Source organism: Pseudomonas sp. CK-NBRI-02, assembly GCF_008124495.1.
GTDB classification, from domain to species: domain Bacteria; phylum Pseudomonadota; class Gammaproteobacteria; order Pseudomonadales; family Pseudomonadaceae; genus Aquipseudomonas; species Aquipseudomonas guariconensis.
Genome location: NZ_VSJH01000015.1, coordinates 129,200 through 143,310, shown reverse-complemented (window position 1 = coordinate 143,310; position 14,111 = coordinate 129,200). Strand labels below are relative to the sequence as shown.

The 14,111-nt window shown below is 65.7% G+C and carries 14 protein-coding genes; 6 read left to right on the top strand and 8 right to left on the bottom strand.

Annotation, left to right across the window (positions count from 1 at the left end; all coding sequences use genetic code 11):
* Nucleotides 1-211: 211 nt before the first annotated feature.
* Nucleotides 212-2,065 carry a sigma-54-dependent Fis family transcriptional regulator gene (locus DQ397_RS11675; RefSeq protein WP_090342603.1) on the bottom strand — a complete coding sequence of 618 codons (1,854 nt, stop codon included), beginning with the start codon at nt 2,063-2,065 and terminating at the stop codon, nt 212-214.
* A 277-nt stretch (nt 2,066-2,342) separates the two neighbouring features.
* On the opposite strand from DQ397_RS11675, the gene DQ397_RS11670 reads away from it, so the two are divergent.
* The 5 genes from DQ397_RS11670 to DQ397_RS11650 all read left to right on the top strand — a co-directional run bounded on the left by DQ397_RS11670 (nt 2,343) and on the right by DQ397_RS11650 (nt 7,114).
* A complete protein-coding gene (locus DQ397_RS11670; protein ID WP_043215899.1) occupies nt 2,343-3,398 on the top strand; it encodes an ATP-NAD kinase family protein in 1,056 nt (351 codons plus the stop codon).
* Nucleotides 3,399-3,420: 22 nt separating this feature from the next.
* Nucleotides 3,421-4,398, top strand: coding sequence for a thiamine pyrophosphate-dependent dehydrogenase E1 component subunit alpha (locus tag DQ397_RS11665; RefSeq protein ID WP_043215900.1), 978 nt, complete (start codon nt 3,421-3,423; stop codon nt 4,396-4,398).
* A 33-nt stretch (nt 4,399-4,431) separates the two neighbouring features.
* A complete protein-coding gene (locus DQ397_RS11660; RefSeq protein ID WP_148921550.1) occupies nt 4,432-5,454 on the top strand; it encodes an alpha-ketoacid dehydrogenase subunit beta in 1,023 nt (340 codons plus the stop codon).
* A complete protein-coding gene (locus tag DQ397_RS11655; RefSeq protein WP_043215930.1) occupies nt 5,451-6,557 on the top strand; it encodes an acetoin dehydrogenase dihydrolipoyllysine-residue acetyltransferase subunit in 1,107 nt (368 codons plus the stop codon). The genes DQ397_RS11660 and DQ397_RS11655 overlap by 4 nt, the downstream gene beginning before the upstream one ends.
* Nucleotides 6,558-6,727: 170 nt before the next feature.
* The gene (locus DQ397_RS11650; protein ID WP_043215929.1) at nt 6,728-7,114 is read left to right on the top strand and encodes a VOC family protein; all 387 of its coding nucleotides are present in this window, start codon (nt 6,728-6,730) and stop codon (nt 7,112-7,114) included.
* Here DQ397_RS11650 and DQ397_RS11645 read toward each other — a convergent pair.
* From DQ397_RS11645 to DQ397_RS11615, 7 genes are read right to left on the bottom strand one after another with little or no spacing between them, the layout of a single operon-like run.
* Nucleotides 7,108-8,481, bottom strand: a complete 1,374-nt coding sequence (locus DQ397_RS11645; protein ID WP_148921549.1) for a sensor histidine kinase — start codon at nt 8,479-8,481, stop codon at nt 7,108-7,110. The two genes, DQ397_RS11650 and DQ397_RS11645, sit on opposite strands and share 7 nt — an antisense overlap.
* Entirely contained in the window at nt 8,478-9,140 is a 663-nt protein-coding gene (locus DQ397_RS11640; protein WP_043214027.1) for a response regulator transcription factor, read from the bottom strand. The genes DQ397_RS11645 and DQ397_RS11640 overlap by 4 nt, the downstream gene beginning before the upstream one ends.
* Nucleotides 9,141-9,142: 2 nt before the next feature.
* A complete protein-coding gene (locus DQ397_RS11635) occupies nt 9,143-9,784 on the bottom strand; it encodes a tetratricopeptide repeat protein (RefSeq protein WP_043214029.1) in 642 nt (213 codons plus the stop codon).
* Entirely contained in the window at nt 9,781-10,587 is an 807-nt protein-coding gene (locus tag DQ397_RS11630; RefSeq protein ID WP_043214031.1) for an SDR family oxidoreductase, read from the bottom strand. The genes DQ397_RS11635 and DQ397_RS11630 overlap by 4 nt, the downstream gene beginning before the upstream one ends.
* Nucleotides 10,574-11,254 (bottom strand): TenA family transcriptional regulator, encoded by a 681-nt coding sequence (locus tag DQ397_RS11625; RefSeq protein WP_043214033.1) that lies wholly within the window; start codon nt 11,252-11,254, stop codon nt 10,574-10,576. Before DQ397_RS11625 ends, DQ397_RS11630 begins: the two co-directional genes overlap by 14 nt.
* 8 nt (nt 11,255-11,262) lie before the next feature.
* Complete coding sequence (locus DQ397_RS11620) at nt 11,263-12,729, bottom strand: AMP-binding protein (protein WP_043214035.1); 1,467 nt, start codon at nt 12,727-12,729, stop codon at nt 11,263-11,265.
* The gene (locus DQ397_RS11615; RefSeq protein WP_043214037.1) at nt 12,719-13,399 is read right to left on the bottom strand and encodes a thermostable hemolysin; all 681 of its coding nucleotides are present in this window, start codon (nt 13,397-13,399) and stop codon (nt 12,719-12,721) included. The genes DQ397_RS11620 and DQ397_RS11615 overlap by 11 nt, the downstream gene beginning before the upstream one ends.
* Nucleotides 13,400-13,531: 132 nt before the next feature.
* Here DQ397_RS11615 and DQ397_RS11610 point away from each other — a divergent pair, with 132 nt between their 5' ends.
* The gene (locus DQ397_RS11610) at nt 13,532-14,101 is read left to right on the top strand and encodes a hypothetical protein (RefSeq protein ID WP_043214041.1); all 570 of its coding nucleotides are present in this window, start codon (nt 13,532-13,534) and stop codon (nt 14,099-14,101) included.
* The last annotated feature ends 10 nt before the right edge of the window (nt 14,102-14,111 follow it).

Sequence of the window (14,111 nt, the reverse complement as noted above, 5' to 3'; positions counted from 1 at the left end):
TAAATTTTTTATCGTTTTTTCAAAGGCTTAAGCTGACATTCAACACCGACTGGGGAGGATTCCCCAGCCGATTCCCCGATTCGGGGGTAATGCGTCGAGATCGCATTGGAGCGAGCACCACACACTGCGCCAGGGCTAATCTCCCACAGAGGCTGCGCTGACCGGGTAGGAGCAGGTTCATCCGCGAATGGCGCACAGGCCTACCGATACCTCAACAGCCTTTCATCCTCGGCATCTCGATGCCGTGCTCGTGGACACGCCGGTACAGGGTCGCCCGCGAGATGCCCAGTGCCTTGGCCGCATCTGCCGGTTTCCAGCGATGCCGAATCAACGCGTCGAGCAGCAACTGGCGCGCAGGGTCGCAGGTCGTCTCGGCAGCTGTCGCACCCACGCCGCGCACCGCTTCGGGCAGATCCTCGCGCCTCACCTGCCCGCCATCGCAGACCGCACAGGCGTAGCGCAGCACCTGGCGCAACTGGCGCAGGTTGCCCGGCCAGTGATAGGTGAGCAGCGCTTCGAGCGCTGCGTCCGTCAGTGTCACATCGACGCCGCAGGCCGCGGCTTCCTCGGCCAACAGTCGATGAATCAACCCCAACCGGTCGTGCCGCTCGCGCAGCGGTGGCAACTCGAAGCGCGCATTGGCCAGGCGGAAGTACAGGTCCTCGCGAAAACGCCCCTCGGCCACCATCGCAGCCAGATCCCGATGGGTGGCGCAGATCACCTGCATGTCCACCCGCTGGCGACGTGCCGCGCCCAAAGGCGCCACTTCACCTTCGGCCAATACCCGCAACAGACGCGTCTGCAGGTTCAAGGGCATGTCGCCGATTTCGTCGAGAAACAGCGTACCGCCATCGGCCTGCTGCAAAAGGCCTTGCATGCCCTTGCTCGACGCGCCGGTAAAGGCCCCGGCCACATAACCGAACAGTTCGCTCTCGATGAGGTTTTCCGGGATCGCCGCGCAGTTGAGGGTGACGAAAGGCCCTTCACGGCGCAGGCTTTGCTGGTGCACCTGGCGGGCGAAGACTTCTTTGCCCACACCGGTCTCGCCTTGCACCAGCACGGCCAGGTTGCAGTCCTTCACCCGCGTGGCCAAGCGCAGGTGCTGCTCGATGCGCGTGTCCTGGGCCGGCTGCACCACCGCTGGCCGGGCCCGGCGCTGGGGTGCACTCACCCGGCCATAGAGCCCGCCCCAGCCAGGCAGGCGCTGGGCGCAGGCATCGCTGGCATCGCGCAGTTGGTCGAGGTCGAACAATTCACCGATATGCACCGGCAGCCGCCCAAGGCCCTCCAGCAGGCGCTGGCGAGCCAGGCTGTTGATCGCCTGCAGGCGACCATCGGCATCCCAGGCCAGCAGATAGTCCGGTTGGCTTTCCACGTAACCGGGGGTGCCGTGGGCGCGCATCACCCAGTGGCCTTGGGCGTTGTGCATGAAAAACGCGTTTTCGATCTCGCGTGCGGTCTGCTCCACCAACTGGCGGATCAGGTGCTGGCTGCGCCGGTCGTCCGGTGACTGCAACGCAGACACATCCACCACGCCCAGCAACTCCCCCTGCGGATCGAACACCGGCGCGGCCGTGCAGGTCAGGCCGATGAACGCAGCGCGAAAGTGATCGCGCTTGTGCACCGTGATCGGCGCCTTGCTGGTCAACACCGCCGCCACCCCGCAGGTACCCTCTTCGCCTTCCGACCAGCACGTGCCCAAGTACAGCCCGGCCTTGCGGCAGTCGTTGCGGATGGCCGACTCGACCCGATAGTCGATGGTGCGCCCTTGGGCGTCGGTGAGCAGTACACAGTAGTCGGCACCGCGCACCTGCGCGTGCAAGCGGGCCACAGCGTCGCTGGCAATGCGCAGGAACAGCTCGGCACGCTCACGGCACTCGTTGAGCACCGCCTGGGACAGGATGCGCGGCCCCTGCAAGGATCCAGGATCAAGGCGGTACAGGTCCATGGAGCGGCGCCACGAGTCGAGGATCAGCGTCGGCACCGGCGCCTGGGGCAGGCGCTCGGCGTTCTTCAGCACCCGGCTGACGCAATCGACATGGGCTCGGGAGTTCGCGGCAAGCATTGGGCCTCCGGTTCTCATGTTCTTGTCGTTGTGCGGCCATTAAGCGCCTGCAAGCCGTGCCCGACAAGCGCTGCGTGATCATCGGCCGACCTGAGACGCTGCGTCTCAGCGTCTCGCCTGCGTCCGGGCCTGGCTGGCACCCGGCGTCTCGCCCGGCACTGCGCCAATCGCGGCCAGAGAAACATGAAGACGCTCTGCCACAGGCCTTACAGGCGAGCCAGGCCAACCTGGCACTGCGCTTGCTCAAGCACTGGCAAACAAGAAACCGAGGTGCGCCATGCCGCAACCTGCCCCGACCATCGGCATCATCGCCAACCCAGCCTCCGGCCGCGACTTGCGCCGCCTGACCGCCAACGCCGGGCTTTATTCGAGTACCGACAAGGCCTCGGCTATCCAGCGCCTGCTCGCCGCCTTCGGCGCCACCGGCATCGCCCAGGTACTGCTGCCAACCGACATGACCGGCATCGCCGCCGCCGTACTCAAGGCCAGCGCCGGCCCGATCGCCCGCAGCCAACACTGGCCCGCCCTGGAAGTACTCGACCTGCCGCTCACCCAGACCGTGGCCGATACGCGCCTGGCCACCCGCCGCATGGTCGAGCGCGGCGTGGCGATGATCGCCGTGCTCGGCGGTGACGGCACTCACAAGGCGGTGGCCACCGAGGCCGGTGACGTACCCCTGCTGACCTTGTCCACCGGCACCAACAATGCCTTCCCCGAGCTGCGCGAGGCCACCAGCGCGGGCCTGGCCGGAGGGCTGCAAGCCAGTGGACGAGTCCCGGCCGGAATCGGCCTGCGCCGCAACAAGCGTCTGTTGGTGCACGTCCCCGAACAGGGCCTGTGCGAGTGGGCGCTGGTGGAGGTCGCCGTATCGCCCCAGCGCTTCATCGGCGCCCGCGCCCTGAGCCGCAGCGATGACCTGGCCGAGGTGTTTGCCTGCTTCGCCGAACCCCACGCCATCGGTCTCTCGGCCCTGTGCGGATTATGGTGCCCGGTGTCGCGCCAGGACCGGCATGGCGCCTGGGTGCACTTGGACGCCGACAGCGAACAGGCCCTACTCGCGCCCCTGGCCCCTGGCCTGCTGCAAGCGTGCGGCATCAACGCCTGCGGCCCGCTGGAGCCCGGCGTCGCCTACCCCTTGACCCTCGCCAGCGGCACCCTGGCGCTCGATGGCGAGCGCGAGATCGAATTCGCCCCCCACGACACCCCCACCGTGACCCTCGATGCCAACGGCCCCCTCACGGTCGATGTCGAGGCCGTGCTGGCCTACGCCGCCCGCCATCACCTGCTGGAGGTCCCTCGCGATCACCGGCACTTCGCTGCACACCCGTGTTGAGACAACCCTGGAGAACAACAAGATGTCCACTCACCTCAGTTCCGAACAATTGCTGCATGCCTATGAAGTGATGCGCACCATCCGTGCCTTCGAAGAACGCCTGCACGTGGAGTTCGCCACCGGCGAGATTCCTGGCTTCGTCCACCTCTATGCCGGCGAAGAAGCCTCTGCTGCCGGGGTCATGGCCCACCTGCGCGACAGCGACTGCATCGCCTCGACCCATCGCGGCCATGGCCATTGCATCGCCAAGGGCGTGGACGTGTACGGCATGATGGCCGAGATCTACGGCAAGAAGACCGGGGTCTGTGGCGGCAAGGGCGGCTCGATGCACATCGCCGACCTGGAAAAAGGCATGCTCGGCGCCAATGGGATCGTCGGTGCCGGCGCTCCACTGGTGGCTGGCGCTGCCCTGGCAGCCAAGATCAAGGGCCGCGATGACGTGTCGGTGGCCTTCTTCGGCGATGGCGCCTCCAATGAAGGGGCGGTGTTCGAGGCGATGAACCTGGCCTCGATCATGAACCTGCCCTGCATCTTCGTCGCCGAAAACAATGGCTACGCCGAGGCCACCGCGTCGACCTGGTCGGTGGCGTGCGATCACATTGCCGACCGCGCCGCCGGCTTCGGCATGCCCGGCGTGACCATCGATGGATTTGATTTCTTCGCCGTGTACGAGGCCGCGGGGGCGGCCATCGAGCGCGCCCGCGCAGGGCAAGGTCCGTCGCTGATCGAGGTCAAGCTCAGCCGCTACTACGGCCACTTCGAAGGCGACGCCCAGACCTACCGTGCCCCGGACGAGGTGAAGAACCTGCGCGAACAACGCGACTGCCTGCTGCAGTTTCGCAACAAGACCACCCACGCCGGCCTGCTCACCCACGACCAGCTCGATGCCATCGACGCCCGCGTCGAGGATTTGATCGAAGACGCCGTGCGCCGTGCCAAGTCCGATCCCAAGCCACAGCCCGCCGACCTGCTCACCGACGTCTACGTCGCCTACCCATGAGCTGCGGATTACAAGAACAACAGGAGAACCACCATGGCAAGAAAGATCAGCTACCAGCAGGCCATCAACGAAGCGCTGGCGCAGGAAATGCGCCGCGACAGCACGGTGTTCATCATCGGCGAAGACGTGGCTGGCGGCGCCGGCGCCCCCGGTGAGGACGATGCCTGGGGCGGTGTGCTCGGCGTCACCAAGGGCCTCTACCATCAGTTTCCTGGCCGCGTGCTGGACGCGCCCTTGTCGGAAATCGGTTACGTGGGCGCTGCCGTCGGCGCCGCGACCCAAGGCCTGCGGCCGGTGTGCGAACTGATGTTCGTGGATTTCGCTGGCTGCTGCCTGGACCAGATCCTCAACCAAGCGGCGAAATTCCGCTACATGTTCGGCGGCAAGGCAGTCACCCCCCTGGTGATGCGCACCATGTACGGCGCGGGCCTGCGTGCCGCCGCCCAGCATTCGCAGATGCTCACCTCCCTGTGGACCCACATCCCCGGCCTGAAGGTGGTCTGCCCATCCTCGCCCTATGACGCCAAAGGCTTGTTGATCCAGGCGATCCGCGACAACGACCCGGTGATCTTCTGCGAGCACAAGTTGCTCTATGGCTTGCAGGGCGAGGTGCCCGAGGAGGTCTACAGCATCCCGTTCGGCGAGGCCAACTTCCTGCGTGACGGCGACGACGTGACCCTGGTGACCTACGGTCGCATGGTCCATGTGGCCATGGAAGCGGCCGCCAACCTGGCGCGTCAGGGCATCGACTGCGAAGTGCTGGACCTGCGCACGACCAGCCCGCTGGACGAAGACAGCATCCTTGAAAGCGTCGAGAAGACCGGTCGGCTGGTGGTGATCGACGAAGCCAACCCGCGTTGCTCCATGGCCACCGACATCAGTGCCCTGGTGGCGCAGAAGGCCTTCGGCGCCCTCAAGGGCCCGATCGAGATGGTCACCGCGCCCCACACACCGGTGCCCTTCTCGGACGCACTCGAAGACCTGTACATACCGGACGCTACGAAAATCGAAACCGCCGTGCGCAAGGTGATCGAAGCCAAAAGGAGCGCCGCATGAGCCAGATCCATACCCTGACCATGCCCAAATGGGGGCTGTCGATGACCGAAGGCCGGGTCGACACCTGGCTCAAGCAGGAAGGCGACGTCATCAATAAAGGCGATGAAGTGCTGGACGTTGAGACCGACAAGATCAGCAGCAGCGTCGAGGCGCCGTTCAGCGGCGTGCTGCGCCGCGTCGTGGCAAGGCCTGACGAAACCCTGCCAGTGGGCGCCCTGCTCGCGGTGGTGGTCGAAGGCGAAGCCGACGAGGCACAGATCGACGCGGTGGTACAGCGCTTCCAGGCCGAGTTCGTCGCCGAGGGCAGTGCCGACCAAAGCCAGGGGCCGGTCCCGCAGAAGGCCGAGGTAGGCAATCGCTTGCTGCGCTGGTTCGAACTCGGCGAAGGCGGCACGCCGCTGGTGCTGGTACATGGCTTTGGCGGTGACCTCAACAACTGGCTGTTCAATCACCCGACCTTGGCCGGCGAGCGCCGCGTCATCGCCCTCGACCTGCCCGGCCACGGCGAATCGACCAAAGCCCTGCAACAGGGGGATCTGGATGAATTGAGCGAAGCGGTGTTGGCGTTGCTCGACCACCTGGACATTCCCCGCGCCCATTTCGTCGGCCATTCCATGGGCGGCGCCGTGAGCCTGAACCTCACCCGCCTGGCTCCCCAGCGGGTGGCGAGCCTGGGGCTGATCGCCAGCGCGGGCCTTGGCGAAGCGATCAATGCAGGCTACCTGCAAGCCTTCGTCGAGGCCGGCAGCCGCAATGCCCTCAAGCCCGCGATGAGCCAGCTGTTCGCCGACCCGGGCCTGGTGACCCGGCAAATGCTCGAGGACATGCTCAAGTTCAAGCGCCTGGAAGGCGTCGACAGCGCCTTGCGCCAACTGGCCTCGGCCATTGCCGACGGTAATCGGCAACGGCACGATCTGCGCGGCGTTTTGGGACAGCATCCGGTGCTGGTGATCTGGGGCGCGGAGGACGCGATCATTCCGGCCACCCAGGCCCAGGGGCTGGACGCCGAGACGGTGGTGATTCCAGGAATGGGCCATATGGTGCAGATGGAGGCGGCCGAGCAGGTCAACCAGCGGTTGCTGGCGTTCCTGCGCCAACACTGAGTCCAGGGCCGCCCCGCGGCCCTTTCAACACCCGGGACGGCGGCGTGCTGGCGACGCCGCTGTGTCCGCAGCCCCTGGATGCAACACTGGGCTCACCCATACAGGGAGTGGTGAACGTGTCCAGAGCGTCTTTACTTGCAGGTAACTGCCCGCAGAACGGACGCACGCCTATGAAGATCGTGATCACCAGCATTCTGGTCGACGACCAAGCCAAGGCCCTTGCCTTCTACCACTATGTGCTGGGGTTCGAACCCAAGCATGACATTCCCATGGGCCAGCACCGCTGGCTGACCCTCACCTCGCCCAACGACCCCAACGGTGTGGAGTTGCTACTCGAACCCGATGCCCATCCCGCCGCCAAGACCTACAAGACCGCCCTCAAGCAGGATGGCATCCCGGCCACATCTTTCGGGGTGCGCGATATCCAGGCCGAGTACACCCGCCTGTGCGCAGCCGGGGTGCGCTTCACCCAACCGCCGACCGCCATGGGCCCGGTGACCGTGGCCGTGTTCGACGACACCTGTGGCAACCTGATCCAGATCGCCCAGCGTCACTGAGACGTGCCGGCCTCCAGGCGCACGGTCGCCCGCAGCCCATGGGGGGCAACGTTGCACAGCTGCACGCTGCCACCCAGGCGCTTGGCGATCATGCTGACGATCGACAACCCCAACCCCTCGCCATTGGCGGAATCCTTGCTGTAGAAGCGTTCGAACACCCGCTCGAGGTCCGCTTCGTCGATTCCGGGCCCTTCATCCTCCACGCAGAGCAGTACCTGTTCTTCGACCTGCGCCAGCGACACGCGGATCCGGCCGCCAGGCGGGGAATGGTTCACCGCATTGGTCAACAGGTTCTGCAGAGCGATGACCAAGGCGCTGGCATCGGTTGCCAGGTGATAGTCACCGGGGGCGATCTCCAGCGAAGGCTCCTGGCCCTGCTCGAGAATCCACGGCGTCAGCTCGGCCAGATGCTCGGTCACCAGTTCCTCCAGATCGATCACCTCCCGGTTGTGCTGCGCCAGGCGCGGTTCCAACCGTGCCAGGGTCAGCAATTGGTTGACCACCCGGCCAAGCCTATCGACACCTGCAATCAAAAAGCCCAAGGCCTTTTGCCGTTCCTCCTCGGAGGTGGCGGTCTGGGCGTTCTGCGCATGCAGGCGCAGGATCGCCAAGGGCGTACGCATTTCGTGGGCGGCATCGGCGATGAAGCGGTGCTCGCGGCGCAGCAACTGCTCGATCTGTGCCAGCAGCCGGTTGATGGCCGCCTGCATCGGCTCAAGCTCGCGCGGCAACGGCACCAGTTGCAGCGGCGCCAGGGATTCGGCGTGCCGCCCGCGGATGACCTGGGCCATGTTCTGCAGCGGCATCAGGCCGCGACCGATGGCCAACCATACCAACAGCGCCAGTGCCAGGCTGCCCAACAGAAACGGCAGGAGGGTGTGGCGTACGATCCGCCCGACCAGGTCGGCGCGCACATCGCTACGCTCCCCCACCCAGATGATCCAGTGCTGGTCGGGCACCGGCAGGACAAAACTGCGCCATTGCCGTCCATCCACCACCACATCGGAAAACCCTGGCGTGGCCGGCGGCGTGACGAATGCTGGCGCGCTCGGTGTACGCACCAGCAACGGGCCATCGTCGCGCCAGACCTGAAACGCAAGCTTGCTCTCGTAGGGGTGCCCGACCCCGCGCCGCCCGGCCTTGCCCAAGGCAACGTCCAAGGCTTGATAGAGGTCTTCGCGGTGCTGCTCGTGCAGTGGCAGGCTCAACACGCCCTGCAGCAGCCGGGCGTTCTGTGCCAGATGGGCGTCATAGACCTCGGCAATTTCGTGGCGGCTGTCGTGATAGTTGTACAGGGCCAGCAAAGCACTGCCGAGCACTAGCACCAGCATGACCCGCCATAAGGTGCGTCGACGCAGCGAACTCATGGCTTGCCTTCCACCAGGTAGCCGATGCCACGCACGGTACGGATCAGCCCGTTGAACAGCTTTTTTCGTAGGTGATAGATGTGCACTTCCAGGGTATTGCTCTCCGGTTCTTCACCCCAGCCATACAGCAGTTGGGTCAAGCGCTCGCGGGTGAACACCTTGCCCGGCTGGGCCAGCAACTCGTGCAGCAGCCGGTACTCGTTGGGCGTGAGCACCACCGGTTGGCCGTTGTAACTGACCTGCTGAGTCGCCGGGTCCAGCGCGACCCCGGCATGTTCGATCACCAGCCGGGCCCGGCCGGCACTGCGGCGCAACAAGGCGCGCAGACGGGCCTTGAGCTCGTTGAGATCGAACGGCTTGATCAGGTAGTCGTCGGCGCCGGCGTCCAGCCCTGCGATCCGGTCTTCGGTGGCATCACGCGCCGTGAGGATCAACACCGGCACCGCATTGCCGTCCAAGCGCACACGCCGAAGCAGTTCGACGCCATCCAGGCGCGGCAACCCCAGATCCAGCACCACCAGGTCAAAAGGCTCATGGCGCAGGGCGTGCAGCGCGTTGATGCCGTCCTGCAACCAGTCGAGCGTATAGCCCTCCTGACGCAAGCCGTCGCAAATCCCCTCCCCCAATGCCCTGTCATCCTCCACCAGCAGCAGCCGCATGTTCAGTCCTGTTTGTCTTGGATGCTCTTGAGTAAAGCATCGATTTCCTGACGCCGGCCCTGGTCCGCCAGCTCCCGTCCGGGTCGGGCCGGTGCCTGACGTGCCTTGAGCAAGGCCGCTCTGGCCTGGGCATAGTGGCCTTCGCGCACCAAATGGTCGGCCCAGAAGTAATTGCTGTCGATCCCTTCGGGATTGAGCGCCAGTGCCTTGCGCAGCATCGCCTCGGCCTTGTCGCTGTCACCGAACCCGATGGGCCAACCCGGCACCTGGTCGTACAACGCCCCAAGGCTGGTATAGGCCGAGCCCTGGAGGGCGGCCGGGTCCATGGCGATGGACTTTTCCAGACTGGCGCGGGCAGCCTTGACCTTGCCCAGCGCCCCCAGACCGCCCGTGGCGCCAGCCCAACTGCTGTTGACGATGCCGTCCCAGATCAGCGCCTCAGGCGAGCTTGGGTATTGGCGCACGAACGCACCGCTGTCAGCGGCGAGTTTTTCCAGCGCATCGGCGCGCTGGGCCTTGGGCAATGTGTACTGGATCTGCGCCCAGCGCTGCTGGACATCCGTCAGACGCTGGGTACCCGCCTGGTCCAGGGCCCAGGTGAAGGGGGCGACGGCCAGCAGGCCGGCGAGGATCAGGTATCTCATTTGTTCGACTCCTTGCTGTTGGCATCGCTGTAGCGGCGGATCAACGGCAACTGCTTGCGCAGCGCCCGGTCGACTATGCCGGGCAGCATGCCGTTGAGGCGCACGAAGAGTTTTTCCGGCCAGCCCAGGTACAACTCGCTACGCTCGGCCTGCACGGCGTCGAGTACGGCCTTGGCGACGTCGCCTGGGTCATCCATCCCGACCTTGAGCGCTTGGTTCAAAGCGGTGGCGGCGCTGCTGTTCATGCTGGTGCGGGTCGCCCGGGGTGCGGCGTACAGCACGTTCACCGAGGTGTCGGCAAGCTCCCGGCGCAGGGCTTCGGAGAACCCGCGCAAGGCGAACTTGCTGGCACTGTAGGTGGCATAGCCGGGGTAGCCGATCGAGCCGTAGATGGAGCCGACGTTCACCACTAACGCCCGGGGTTGCTCGCGTAGCAGTGGCAGCAACCCGCAGGTCAGCTGCAGGGTGGCCTTGATGTTGAGGTCGATCAGGTCATCCAGGGCTGCCTCGTCGAGTTGCTCGAACAGCGCGAAACGATTGACGCCGGCGGCATTGATCAGCAGATTGGCCCCGCCGTGGGCGCGTGCCGCAGCGATCACGGCCTGGCGCCCGGCCGGGCTGCGCAGATCGGCCGATTGCCAACGCAACTGCTGGGGGTAGCGGTTCATCAGCCCCGCCAGCGGGCCCATGTGCCGGCTGACCGCCAGCACCCTGGCTCCGGCCGCGCACAGCTGGCTCGCCAGCTCAAGGCCAATGCCACCGCTGGCCCCGGTCAGTACCGCCGAGCATTCAGACAGACGCATGGCGCACCTCTTGCCCGGTGGCACGCGGCAGGCCCTGGAACATCTCGGTGTACAGCCGGTACACCACTTGGGCGGCGTGGATCACCGCCTCCTGGTCTTCGGGTTGGTCCAGACGATCCATCAGGCCGCGGTAGGTGACCATGTGGTCCTGGTCCAGCGCGCCGTGGGAACTGAGGTAGCTGAAAGCCTTGTCCGGCAGACCAAGGCTGCTCTGGATGGTGCCTGCAGCCTGGGTGGCCAGGGCAATGCTGGTGCCTTCGAGCACGTTGACCATGCCGAACAGCCCCACCGGATTGCCCCGGGCGATGGTGTCATAGAGAAACGCTACCATCAGTTCGATCGGCAGCGCCGGGCGGCTGTTGCGCACTTGGTCGGGGTCACCGCCGCAGGCCGCGATGTCATCTAGGATCCAACGCTCGTGGCCGTATTCTTCATCGATGTATTCGCACACCGCACCGCGCAGCCATTCCAGGCGCACGGGCAGTCGTGCGCCGCAGGCCATCATCAGCGGCACGGTATGGCGCACGTGGTGATAGGCCTGGGTCAGGAAAGCCACGTAACCCTCCAGACTGACGGTACCGGCGAGTGCATCGCGAATGACAGGCACGCTGAACAGGGCGCCGCGTTCCTGGGTGGTTCGTGCTTGGAGGGTTTCAAAGAAGGACATGACAGGCCTCATGAGTCAGCAATCGCGGATAACAAGCCGTGGTAGCGCTGCAGGATCTGGTCCCGGCGCGGACGGCCATTGGCGGTCAGGGTGGCACTGGCGGCGCTGAAGGGTTCGGGCAGGCGTCGCCAGGCGTGTACACGGGCGTAGTCCGGCAGGCCGGCATTGCACTGGGCCACGGCCTGCTCGATCAGCGGGTCCCCGATGTTCGGGTCCAGTGGCCAGAGCAGCGCCACGTTGCGGGCCAAGCCCTCGCCATGGACGAAGGCTTGGAGTATCACCCCACCCTGGGTCAGCTCCGCCTCGACCCATTCAGGGTTGACGTTGCGCCCAAAACTGGTGATGAACTGGTTCTTCTTGCGTCCTGCGAGGTACAGATAGCCATCGCCGTCGAAGTGGCCGATATCGCCCGTGGGCCACCACTGCCCGGTGAAGGGCGGCTCGCCCAGGTAGCCCAGCAGGGTCGAGCCGGCCACCAGCACTTCGCCGTCCTCGGCGATACGCACCTGCACATGGGGCAAGGGGCGCCCGACACTGCCAGGTCGCTGTGCCCCCGGACGGTTCAGACAAACCACCGATGCGCATTCAGACAGCCCGTAGCCCTCGAACACCGGCAGGCCCACCGCCTCGGCGCGCGCCAACAAGCTTTGCGCCACGCGTGCCCCGCCCACGGCGACGAAACGCAGCGGGCCGACCTGGGTCCAGCCATGCTCGATGGCGCTCACCAGCCCCAGCAGCAGCTGCGGTACCAGGATCAAGCTTTCGGCACCGCTCAAGGCGATGCTGCCCAGCAAGCGCTTCCAGTCGATCTGTCCTGCGCCCCGCATGCCCAGGTGTGCCTGCGGATAGACCATGACACGGGCGCCGGCCAGCAAGGCCGCGTACAGGCCGAGGTTTTCCAGCAGCACACCCAAGGGCAGCACCGCCAGGTACGTGCTCGGCGCCGACGGCCGACTGGCCGCCTCCAGTTCACGGGCCACCCGCAGCATCGCGTCGGCCCCCAGGCACACCCCCTTGGGAGCCCCTGTGCTGCCGGAGGTGTAGGTGATCTTGAGGGTGCCCGCCGGCAGGGCGTTGGCCACCTGCACCTGGCGGGACCAGACGCCCTCTCTCTCATTGAAGCCTGCCGCCTGCAGCGTCGGTGCAAGGTCAGGTTCGGCCAGCATCAGGGTCACCCCGCTGTCGTCGAGGCTGTGACGGACCTGCGCCGGCGTGAAGAACGGCGGCACGATCACGCACGGGCGTTCGGCCAGTAGCGCCGCCAGGTCCCAGAACACTGCCTCGGGCCCGTTGTCCAGGGCCAGGGCGAAGGTACCTGGCGGCTGAGCGCGCAACCAGGCCTCGCGCTGCTGGACCTCGCTCGACAACTGGCCATAGTCATAACGGCCTACGGCCCCTTGCAGCGCGACCAGCGCTGCGCGCTGACGGGCATGCAGGTTCAGCACCTCGCGAAACGCCTGCAACTCATGCGGCATGACCGGACTCCTGTAACGCCGCAGGCAACCCCAGGCGCTGGAACACGCCCGCGCGCATCAGCGCGTCATGGCCCAGGCCGATGTTGCCGGCGAACACGTGGGGGTGCTGGTTGTAGTAACTGCCCCAATGGTCGCGCTCGCCATTGAGCCGGTCCGGGTCAGCGTCGGCCAGCAACGTCGGCACCAAACCCAGGCGGTGAAAGCTGTTGACCAGCGTCGAGGCGCCGGTGAAGGCGACCCACTCCAGCCCTCGCGCAGCCAGCAGCCAGGTCACGACGATGATCATGATGCGGGCACTGCCGGCGCTGAGCGCTGCAAGATTGCCCACCTCGACCACCTGTTGCCGGTTGACGTGTGCACCGGCCAGGCGCGAGGCCGCCTGCTCCACGGGCTCGTCCAGGTAGCGCTCGAGAAACAACGGCCCGTCCCCGGCCAGGCGCATGCCTGCAGCGGCGATCAGGCGGCCATGGCTGTCGCTCAGCCCGAGCAGCTCAGGCAGATAGTGATGGACATCGGCGTGGTGGATCGAAGCAAAACGCTGATGGATGAAATGTTCGATCGAGTTGCGGTCTGGCTCGCCCGCAAGGCTCAGGGTCAGGTGCGCCATACCGCGCTCGGCATGAGTACCGATGGCCAGCGGAAACAAGGCACGCCAATGTGCGTCGCTCATGGAAATCCCCCCAGGGGACGTTTCGTTGGGGGGAGTATCGGCGGCTAATCTGAAGGCTATCTGAAGACAGCCTCAAGGCCTTGCGCTACAGTCAGCGGCCCTCACCAGCGCAGCCATAACAAGGAAAACCCAATGCGCTACGAATTCAGCGAAGTCCTGAACGATCTGATCGACTACTTCATCCTGGGCGATATCCAGCTGCTTCATCGCTTCAAGGAAGAACACGCGCTGCCGGACGACTTGGCCCACGCCTTTACCCATGGCGACAGCGGCGACCAGGCAGTGCTCGAGGGCATCGTCCTGCCGTTGGCCGGGGTCGAGAACCTGCCCTACCGGATCATCTTCAGCCTGGGCGACGACACCCCCGCCCTGCTCGCCGCCGGCAGCCGCCTCAAGCACCGTCGGCCGGGCTATGTGCTTCAGGTGCAGAACCGCTCGTTGATGCTGTTTACCTGGCGCATTCTGCAGCACTTCACGCCCAAGGCCTTGGGCGATTTGCTCGCACGTTACCAGCAACCCGGCCGACCCATCATCGAGCTGGACAACGGCTGGTACCACGTGGAGGTGCTCGCAGGTGCCGTGCTGCGCGACGGCTTGTACGAGCCAGCCTTCGAATTCGTGCTGAAGAAAACCCCCGGTCGCGGCAGCGCCACCGGGGTCGATATCGGTTACCGCTTCGCCTTGCGCGGCTGTTTCGATTGACCCGCGAAGG